Below are 10471 nucleotides of genomic sequence, written 5' to 3'. Positions count from 1 at the left end.
TTGAGGAAAGAAGTGTTCAGGTGTTAAAGGATTCAAGTATCTAAAATAAAATAACTTAGGAAGAAAAGTCTTTAACACTCTAACACTTCTAACACCTGAACACATCACACCGACCCACTGCAACGTTATTTTGAAAACGCTCCACTATTGTGTTATCCTATTTCCAGTCGCATTTCTTGAACTCTTGAGACAATCCGAACTTGAACAAGCGGTGAATTAAAGACCTCTTTGAAATAAAACATCAATTCTTGACAGTGAGTAAAAATTTAGTTTTCTTTATAAGAATTTGAGAGAAAAGTAATAAAATCCCTGTCTTATTAGAAAAGGCAGGTTACTAGCTCGCAAACATCTTCGACACCACCTACACGAATTATTTTCCTGCTTTATAAAACACCATTTGTCTTTAGTTTGTACTCCTCCTAATCTTAGAGGAAGTCATGAGAAAAAAAATTAATATTACGTTTCTTGATCATCGCCCATTACCCGGCGACCTCGGTTTTTTTGACGAATTTAGCCTGGCTTACCACCGTTTTAGGGTCGTACTTGTTGAAGATAAATTTGAAAAAGAAGGAGAATGCAGATGACTAAAAAGATTGGCAAAAGCTCACTCAGTTTAATTGTTTTTCTTGCACTCATTTCTCAGAGTTTGAATAGCCGGGGGGAAGAGAAAGACTTACCCAAAATGCCGGCAAAGGCATACAATAATGTGTCACCGGTTACTGTAAAAATAATTTGCAACCAGGGAGAGAAAACCGGAAGCGGTGTGATCGTTGGCATAACACCGTATGGCAGGGCCTTGATTTTAACTGCCTGTCATGTCGTTGCTAAAGAGTTTGGACCGGATTTCGAAAAAGAGTTAGAATTCTACGAAAATCTGGCGGTAAAAATTCCCAAAGAAGTACAACCTTTGCCAGGAAATATTATCATGGGTTTTGTTGATCGAGCAAATGATCTTGTGCTTCTGGTAACTAAAACTCCAACCGTCCAGAATAATGTCATTAGTTATACACTGAAAGCTACTCCGGGACAAAAAGTAGCGGCTGTCGGTTATCCCTTTACGGATGAGCTAAAGCTTACTGTCGGGAGATTCGTGCAACCAGTAGCCAATTATTTACTTTTTGACGCCAAACTGGAAGCGGGGAATTCGGGAGGACCCCTCATTGATGAAAAAGGCCGCATGATTGGTCTATCTATCTACATTCAAAACAGAAGCTTTAGAAGACGAGGGGTATGCCCTGAATATGAAGTTGGTGGCCTCCGTTGTTGAAGGGTGGCTGCAGCGCTTACTCTTGAAAAAGAAGTGGAAATTAGAAAAAGGTCGAGCAGTCGCCAGTGGAATTTATGTCTACAGGGCTGCGAAAGTTTTTCAAAACTAAAAAAATGCTTTTTGTTCAAGTAGTTAGGGTGATCCGGAGAATAAAAAATAAGGGCGACTTACTGTTTTTCTGCCATCGCCTGCAGTTGACTTAATTTATCTTCTGCACCTCTCTTTAAAGCTTCCTTGCCCGACGCACTCAAATTCGGATCGGTCGGGATTTTTTCAAGGGCTAATTTGTAATTCTTAATCGCGGAGTCGGTGTCGCCTTTTAACATATATGCTTCACCAAGACTGTCGTAGGTATTTGCAGAAGCCGGAAAGGCCTCAACATTAAGTTTTAGAATCGCGAGCGCTTCATCGAATTTGTTCATCCCAAGTAATTCGTACCCAATTCGGTTGAAATCACCTTCGGAAAAAGAATATGCATCGGAGTGATAATTCTTGAGTTGGTGGTACTCTTTAACCGCGGCATCCACACCGGATTCAATGCTGGTAAGTGCCACTTTCCTGGCAGCAGATTCCTTCGGGAGTTCATACGGTTGGTCGTAGAGAATCGAGCCGATTTTCTGCATGATTTGTCCCAGACCAACTGTGTTTCTTATATTCTTGAACATGACAATCATGTGGTTATCTTCCACAAAGCGATAGATGAGACTGTTAAATCCACTAATCCCTCCGCTGTGAGAAATCAATGTTGTTTCCTTCTCCTCACCAGCAGGAACTTTGCGAATATTCCAGCCATAACCATAATTTCCTAAATTCGGCTTGAAAAGAAGATCACGGTATTTTTTAGATAGCAGTTTATCCGTGTACAAGGCCTGGTCCCATAAATAAAGATCCTCAACGGTGGAAAGTATGCCACCGGTAGCCTTGGCTGTTGACATATCCCGGAATGAAGTGTTTTCAAATCCGGTCAAATTTCTCCGGTAGCCGGAAGCGCGATTTTTGACTATCGACTTGTCGTCATCGAGGGTAGAATTGTTCATTCCGAGCGGTTCGAAAATCCTGTCATGAAGAAGCTGCGCGTAAGTTTCGCCGCAGACTCTTTCAAGAATGACGCCCAGCAAATAGTATCCAAAGCTGCTGTAACTATATTGCGAGCCGGTTTCGGACAATAAATCCAGGTCCCAGAACAGTTTCATATACTCTTCAGGTGTGTACGGTTGGCGGCTGAGTTTTGGAAAGAACCCGGGAATCCCACCATAATGCGGCATGCCGGATGTGTGGGAAAGCAGATGGTGGATGGTGATAATATCGCCGTGAGGCTTGGGATACTCCGGAATATAATCGGTGATTTTTGCGTCCAGCTTCATTTTGCCTTTCTCGACCATTTGCAAGACCAGCATCGAGGTAAATTGTTTGGTCATCGAGGCGAGTCTGAATTTGGTGTCTATGGTGTTGGGCGTTTCCCACTCAATATTTGCCAAGCCAAAGGCTTTCTTATAAATTACTTTGCCGTTTTCGGATACAAGCACCGAACCCATGAAATCCCCATTCTTGTTGTACTGGCTCACAAGATCGTTGATTTTTTGAGCTTTGTCGTTGGCAAGCGCAAAAGATTGGAAAACAAGCAGCGCAAAAATGATGAAGAAAATAAGGTGTGATTTTGACAGGCGTCTAAATTTTTTATTCATCTTCTTTTCCTCCTCTGTAAGATTGTACTAAAAGTATAGGGCGAAGGCCTCCATTCGACAAGCTCAAGACAGGCCTGGCGGAGCGTTCTCGTTATTCTCCCTCGGCGGGACGCCTTCGGGCTATCATGTAATAAAACTCCCTTAAAACAAAAATCCCACAGGAATGTATAATTTAGATCCTGTGGGATTTTCAATTCTCCGGGTGAAAATTCTTTAATTAATCTTCCACTTTGTAGACCGTTATCCCCCAACTCTGGGGATCATAAGGCGGCGAGGCATTCCAGTCACCATACGAATGAGAGTCGTCGGTTTCGTAGAACACAAAGTACTCGCCTTTTTTCAGGGATATGACTTCATCGGACATGCGGTTCTTGCGGGCGCCGCCGGCATGGTCGGTTCTGCGGTAGGACATCTCCCAAACTACTCTGCCGGTTTCGGCATTTTCGATCCAGCCGTAATCGTACATTCTGCGGTTCTGACCTTCGCCGAGGGCATAGATCCGAACGTCCCTGTCTTTTTTCAATTTAAACTTAGCTCGTTCCTGTTCGTAATCGCGAACTCTGACAATTCTCGCCAATGCCGACTTATCGTCTGATTCCTTAAATTCCGCGACATCTTTAGGATTGAATTTTTCGTCGGTGGGCACAACTGTCAAACCCCAGTGTTCCTGGTCGTAAGGTGGCGAAGTGTTCCAACGCCGGAATGAATGCGAATCATCGGTGACAAAATAGGCGATATAGCTGCCTTTTTCAAATCTAATGACATCATCAAAGACGCGGTTTTTTTTGCCGCCGCCGGCATGGTCGGTATCGCGGTAATCCATCTCCCAAACTTTCTTATGGGTTTTGGCGTCCACGATCCAGCCGTAATCAAACATCTCTCGATCGCGGCCTTCGCCGAGTGCATAGATGCGCAAGTCCATAGACTTTTTCAAAGTAAACCCTTTGGTCATAAATTCATCGTCGCGCAGGCCGGTGAAGTCGACGATTGCATTCTCAATTTGGTAGCCTTCATAATCATACTTCTTGATGTGTTTTTTCATACTCGAATTCTTGGTGCGAATGGTCAAGCCCCAGAAGGCCGGATCGTAAGGCGGCGGCGAATTCCATTCCCAGGGCGAATGAGAATCATCCGCAATAAAAGTAGCGACATATGTTCCTGCCGGTAATGAAACTGTTTCTTTGCTCATTCGATTCTTGCGAGCGCCGCCGGCGTGATCGGAATCGCGGTAGGTTAGCTGCCAGACTCTTTCGCGGGTTTTGGTGTTTACAATCAAACCGTAATCATGATTGCCGTCACGGTTGGCTTCGCCAATGGCATAGATTTCAAGCTCGACCGGTTTGTCAAGAATAAAGCCCTGATTTTCGTAAACGTCATCCCGGGAAACGGGAATAGAAATCACAGCCGCATTTCTCAGGGCGTCCTGGTTTTTTTCAATAGCGTCGCGATCGAGTTTTTTGCCGTTTCCTTTGACAACAATTTTAAATTCGCGGAAGGCGTCCTTAAATTCATCATAGTACCTGTCGTCACGCCAGTGCCCGTCAAATATATCGGCGACCCAGCCTTGCCAGCCTCTTCTTCTGCCGCTCCAATGGTTGTCGTGATCATCCCAGTCACCCTCGTATCGATAATGAGGAAAGGCTGAGTAATAGACTTCATATTTTCCTTTGGAAAGAGAAACTTTGCCGGAAAACTCCTGCAGATCGTCACGTCGTTCTGGCTCTGTTTCAGCTTCCGGTAATTCCCAGACAACTTCGCGGGTTTCGGCGTTCAAAATCCAGGCGGTGCCTAACATGAAATCATATCTTCTCGCACGATAAAACAACCCGACTGCTTCGACCTGCACATCCTGATTCCGACTCAGCTCGAAGCCGGCTACTTCCATCTCCTCGGGGTAGACTTTGTGAATATCAACCAGAACATCCTTTTGTGCAAAGCACACTGCCAATGGCATCAATAAACACAATATCACTGTTTTTTTCATAACAGAGGCTCCTTAACTTACTTAAAAAAGACAACATTTTTTTGAAGAAGGGATTGATTATTTAGTGTATACTGCAAAACTCCAAAATGGTTACGTATAAAAAACTAAAATTAAAACTTGTTAGAAAACCTAAATTCTGTTAAATTTCTAGGGCCAAAACAATTTGTGAGACGCTTATTGATTTATTGGAAAGCACCGAGTCTGCTGTCAGCTAGGCCGCGGGCAAAATTAAGAAAAATACGTTGAATGAAATGGAGGGACAATAAAACTCTGAGAAGTAATCAGGGGGACGATACAAAAAAAATTAGAAAAGCTAAGGCAGGCGGCTGTAACAACTCACCTTGTAAAACAGATTAGAACCACCGATCACTCCGGGAGAGACCGGTCAGTGCTTCGGTTCTGCTGGAAATCCTTGAAAATTAAATATCTCTTGCTTATCTTTGTCCAATTGTTCTGTAATTGTTTATACTCTAAAACAAAATGGTCGGCGAAATTAAATTGAGTTGAATGCTTGACCAATTTAATTTTGTAATAAATGGTGAGTAGTGGGTTAAGCTGACTAAGTGGTGACCGGCATATAGTTGGCTTCTTAGAAAAGGAAACAAAACCATGAAAAACAATGACAGTGTCCACGATTGCCACTTTACTGTTAACGGTCATGCTGATTCGGCTGTTCATCGAAGCCAGATACGGTCCCTTCTGAGTCGAAACACAAGCCTCTGATGGTATTCCTTGTGCGGCATGGCGAGAAAGCCGACCTCAGCGATAATCCGGAACTGTCCGCTGCCGGCCACGAACGGGCCGCGGCACTCGCCAGAAACCTTCGTAGCGCGGAGATTGAATACGTCCATAGTTCCGACTTCACCTAGACAAGGGATACGGCGGCACCCACCGCTAACAAGTATGGACTTGAAGTCGAGCTTTACGATGCTCGACAGGGTCTACCCACTCTGGTCGAAAAACTGCGTAGAACGGGGGGCCGACATCTGGGGGTGGGCCACAGCAATACTACCCCGCGGCTGGTCGAGTTGCTCGGAGGAAAGCCCAACTCGGTGATCAACGAGGGCGAGTTCGATCGACTCTATATCGTCACTATCGAGAGGGACGGCGCAGCGAGCAGCGTGAATGATGCACTATGGTAAAAGCATACTAACCCGGGCGAAACTAAACCATTTCACTCTGTAAGACCCTATAACTATGAATTTGGAATTAACCTCAACCGAAACTCTAATTTGGACCAAAACAATGGATTTCCCTAAGCCGGTTCGAATTTTATGATTAGGCATCACTCAGTCACTCAAACCCAATTATTCCTCTTCATCCTTCCTCTGTTACTTTTTAGCTGCCTTCCCGGCAGTTACAAAAATTCCATTAATCCGGAGTTTACTTTTGGCGTTCTTACAGATGTACAGTACTGCGACTGCGATCCTCGAAATGACATTTACTACCGGACAACGCTTGCCAAATTCGAAGAATGTGTTCGGGAATTCAATTCAAAGGATTTGGCTTTCGTCATTCAGCTTGGCGATATTATCGAGAAAGATTTCGCCAGCTTCGATCGAGTGCTGCCGATTTATGAGCAACTTGTGATGCCAAAGTACCATGTTCTGGGAAATCACGAATTCTCAGTAAGTCAGGAAAAAAAGAGTGCCGTTTTGGATAAAATAGGCCTTGAAAATCCGTATTACGACATGAGCGTTAAAGGGTGGCGGTTTGTTATGCTGGACGGGAATGATATCAGTACCTACCGGGTACCCAAAAATAGTGAGGCCTACCGAAGTGCCAAAGCGAGGTTCGAGGAACTGCAAGATCGAGGTTTGCCGAATGCACAAAAATTTAATGGAGCGCTGGGTGACCAGCAAATGAGCTGGCTAAGGAATACGCTCAATCAAGCTTGTACTGCCGGCGAAAAAGTGATTTTGTTTTGCCATCACCCGGTTTTTCCAAGGAACACCAATACCCTTTGGAATGACACGGAAGTCATGAATCTTATCGAATCCCATGACTGCGTTGTGGCTTACATAAACGGACACTACCATCCCGGTAATTACCAGAAAAAAAATGGCATTCACTATTTGACGCTGCAGGGTATGGTTGACACAGTTGATAAAAACGCCTACGCCATTATTGAGGTTTATCCGGATCGCTTGGAAGTTGTTGGATACGGCCGGGAGCCCAGCCGGACGTTGTACTTCCCAAATAAATAGGCTCCTTTCTAAGTTCCCTTAATTCTCATCCAGAACTGCCTCAGCATTGCGCTTGACACATTTATCGAAGCACGTTTTTGGCGAATGATAAGCTGTTGGTTGGTGTTGCTTTTGGGAACCTGAAGGTTATAGGCGAAAACGAACTCACTCGATTCGGTTGCCCACCCATTGATCAGCCCGAATCTCAGATCGCTAATCGTGACGCCATTCTCAGAGGAGTCTACAATAAAATAGCCGTTCGTTAACGCTATCAATTTTTCTACTTTTTCATTTTCTGCCATCTCCCCTAATAACTGATGATTTTTTTTAAAATAGAGAAATGGTGTGTCCTCTTGATTGTCCAGAAAAGAATGATAGCCGATGTAAAACCCATCCTTTGTTTCAGCGGTACCAGACCACAAGACATTGTTTGCGGGAGTCGGTTGAGTGGTAAAACGAAAATATTCTATATTCTGATTTTGCAAAATATTTTCAAAGTTTTGATTCATGATTTGCTTGTTGACAAGAGTCAGAAGCAGGTAACCGCTGCTCAAAGTGAGGCCGATGATATTTATTTTCCTGCGGATTTGGCTTCCCCGCCCTTTAAACAAAAGCCAAATGACACAGACAATGAGCGGCAGAGTGTAAAGCGGATCAATGACAAAAATGCTTTTGAAGGCCACCCGGTATTCAAATGGCCAAAATAGCTGAGTGCCCCAGGTGGTGAAACAATCGAGCAACGGATGAGTAAAGAGGCTCCAGAAAACCAGCCTGGTCCAATCCCACCTCGAAGCATTTTCCTGCCGATGAATCTTCGCAACAAGTGTCCCCAGGATGGGCGCCAGGATCAGGAAAAACAGGATTGAATGTGAAAAGCCTCGATGAAAATCGAGCCGGGCGACCGTGTCCATAAAAAACCCCGGAATGACGTCTAAATCCGGAATGGTGCCGGCGACCGCGCCCCAGAGTACAGCCTTGTTGCCGACTTTTTTTCCGAGAACCGCTTCGCCAACGGCTGCGCCGAGCGCGATTTGTGTGATTGAGTCCATTATTAATCACAAAGTTTTATTGTTTTAATTTTGAGTTCAACCTGAAACTGTAATAGGCAAAAATTGCAAAATATCCAATGGCCATGAAACTGTACCAAAATGGAAAAATTTTAATCCAGTCGTTGCTATTGAATATTATTGAATAGAGGTGAAGAATTGCAGTTGAACTGAGGTGGAGGAGAATTAGTATGTATAAAAACTTTTCAAATATATTTTGAAACTTCACTTTTCCTATGTGCGAGATAAATCCAAAACCAGCATATGCGGCTAAAATGGTGAGTAAAGCATGAATCCAAGTTGGCATTTCTGCAATTGGAATCTTAAAAATAATTTGGTTCAGGGGATTTTATTTGAGATTTGTTTCTTGTTATTTTTCCTACCCCGTTGGGGTTATCCCACGGGGTTTGCAAAAAATCAAAACTTCACCCGTAGTACTACAAACCGCAGGCATCGGATAGTGTCGGAGTTAAGCGAAGCGGTCTCCGACACTGCATGGATTGCGGAAACGTGCTTTGCTAATTTTCGCAACCATCTATTGCCACTGCGCTGGCCAGGTTTTTTTGCCCAAAATGCAGGTTTGTGAATTATTCAAGTTAATTGGTTGGATATGATTTCTACATAAGACGATAAAGACATTTCTTTTACGCCTCCTAAATATATTAGTTGCTTTAGGCGCTGATAAGTCATTTTCTGGCATACTCGATAAAAGCATTCGGGGACAAGCTTGGGATTTGATATTTGGGATTTCCGGCTTGCCCCGTTGGATCTGTATCCCACGGGGCTTGTCCGGGTTAGGGAGTTCGCTGGTTAGCGAGAGCAAGTATTGGATGTACATGATGATTATTAATCCTGTTCATCCTGTCCAAAAACAGAAGATGCTAAACTAATATTTACCCACACAAAACGATATAGTGCCTCAAATATTTTAATACTCATTCCAACTTGTTATGTGCAATTCGTTAGGCGCTTTTCTTGCAACCGCTTCGACAAGTCTCCGTGCAAGTTGAAGATTGGTGATCAATGGAATGCCAAAATCGACCGCTTTTCTGCGGATGATGTAGTCATTTGTCAACTCCTTTTCCTGAAAATTCTTGGGGATATTAATGACCAAATCAACACCTCCGTTACTTAAAAGCTCTAAAACATTCGGGCTCTTTTTCTCCAAAGGCCAATTCAGAATCTCAGCGTCAATTCCATACTGCTTCATGAACCTTGATGTGCCTCGAGTTGCATAAATTTGTACGCCCAGCTCTTTAAGCAATTTAGCGCTTGAGATGAATTCAGCTTTATTTTCCAGGGGACCGGTAGAAATCAAGATGTTTTTCAATGGGAATTTAAAGCCAACTGAAATGAGCGCCTTTAGAAACGCCTCTTCGAAATCATCGCCGAGACATCCGACTTCACCGGTGGAGGCCATTTCGACGCCCAAAGTCGGATCGGCGCCAAGCAGGCGTGTGAAAGAGAACTGCGGCGCTTTGACGCCAACGTAGTTGAGGTCCATAAAAGAATTAACAGGCGTTTCAACAGCTTGTCCCATCAGCGCTTTTGTGGCAATCTCGATAAAATTGATTTTACAAACTTTGGAAACGAAAGGAAAACTTCTGGAGGCGCGTAAATTGCATTCAATAACTTTAACATAATTGCCCTTGGCAATGAATTGAATATTAAACGGTCCGGTGATTTGCAGTGCCTGCGCAATTTTACTTGAAATATTTCTTATTTTGCGAATCGTTTCAAGGTAAGTTCTCTGCGGCGGCAAAACCAACGTGGCGTCTCCGGAGTGCACGCCGGCATTTTCGACGTGCTCGGAGATCGCATTTACAATGACTTCGCCGTTCATAGCCACAGCATCGAATTCGATTTCCTTAGCATTTTCCAAAAACTTACTGATCACCACCGGGCATTCGCTTGATATTTCCACAGCTTTCTCTAAAAAGGTCGTTAGCTCTTCATCCGTTGAAGCAACTCCCATCGCGGCGCCACTCAATACATAAGAGGGTCGTACTAAAACAGGGTATTGAACTTCGTTGGCAAACTTCTTCGCATCTTTAAGCTTGAGCAACTCTTTCCATTCGGGTTGATCGATCTCAAGGGCGTCTAACAGAGAGGAAAACTTATGGCGATCTTCAGCTCGGTCGATATTCTCGGCGGAGGTTCCTAAAATCTTCAAGCCGTGCCGCTGAAACTTGACCGCCAAATTGTTGGGAACTTGTCCCCCCATAGAAATCACAATTCCCAGCGGGTGTTCTTTTTCATAAATATCAAAAATAGTCTCAAAGCTCAGTTCATCGAAATAGAGC

The 10471-nt window shown here is 44.0% G+C and carries 8 protein-coding genes; 4 read left to right on the top strand and 4 right to left on the bottom strand.

Going from position 1 to position 10471, the window contains the following annotated elements; all coding sequences use genetic code 11:
- The first annotated feature begins 437 nt into the window (after nucleotides 1-437).
- Entirely contained in the window at nucleotides 438-584 is a 147-nt protein-coding gene (locus IH879_12545) for a hypothetical protein (GenBank protein MCH7675768.1), read from the top strand.
- Complete coding sequence (locus tag IH879_12540) at nucleotides 581-1267, top strand: trypsin-like peptidase domain-containing protein (protein MCH7675767.1); 687 nt, start codon at nucleotides 581-583, stop codon at nucleotides 1265-1267. The genes IH879_12545 and IH879_12540 overlap by 4 nt, the downstream gene beginning before the upstream one ends.
- 167 nt (nucleotides 1268-1434) lie before the next feature.
- Here the strand turns inward: IH879_12540 and IH879_12535 are convergent, their stop codons facing one another.
- Both IH879_12535 and IH879_12530 read right to left on the bottom strand, forming a co-directional pair.
- Complete coding sequence (locus tag IH879_12535) at nucleotides 1435-2952, bottom strand: serine hydrolase (protein MCH7675766.1); 1518 nt, start codon at nucleotides 2950-2952, stop codon at nucleotides 1435-1437.
- Between the two features lie 217 nt (nucleotides 2953-3169).
- Nucleotides 3170-4936 (bottom strand): hypothetical protein, encoded by a 1767-nt coding sequence (locus IH879_12530; GenBank protein ID MCH7675765.1) that lies wholly within the window; start codon nucleotides 4934-4936, stop codon nucleotides 3170-3172.
- 722 nt (nucleotides 4937-5658) lie between these two features.
- Between IH879_12530 and IH879_12525 the strand changes: the two genes are divergently transcribed.
- Both IH879_12525 and IH879_12520 read left to right on the top strand, forming a co-directional pair.
- Nucleotides 5659-5805 (top strand): histidine phosphatase family protein, encoded by a 147-nt coding sequence (locus IH879_12525; protein ID MCH7675764.1) that lies wholly within the window; start codon nucleotides 5659-5661, stop codon nucleotides 5803-5805.
- 405 nt (nucleotides 5806-6210) lie between these two features.
- Complete coding sequence (locus tag IH879_12520; GenBank protein MCH7675763.1) at nucleotides 6211-7143, top strand: metallophosphoesterase; 933 nt, start codon at nucleotides 6211-6213, stop codon at nucleotides 7141-7143.
- Nucleotides 7144-7151: 8 nt separating this feature from the next.
- Here the strand turns inward: IH879_12520 and IH879_12515 are convergent, their stop codons facing one another.
- On the bottom strand, nucleotides 7152-8171 hold the full coding sequence (locus tag IH879_12515; protein MCH7675762.1) for a metal-dependent hydrolase: 1020 nt from the start codon (nucleotides 8169-8171) through the stop codon (nucleotides 7152-7154).
- 925 nt (nucleotides 8172-9096) lie between these two features.
- A partial coding sequence (locus IH879_12510; protein ID MCH7675761.1) for an ATP-grasp domain-containing protein occupies nucleotides 9097-10471 on the bottom strand: 1375 nt, incomplete at its 5' end.

Source organism: candidate division KSB1 bacterium (assembly GCA_022562085.1).
Taxonomy (GTDB): Bacteria; Zhuqueibacterota; Zhuqueibacteria; order Oceanimicrobiales; family Oceanimicrobiaceae; genus Oceanimicrobium.
This window is presented reverse-complemented; position numbering and strand designations above follow the sequence as displayed.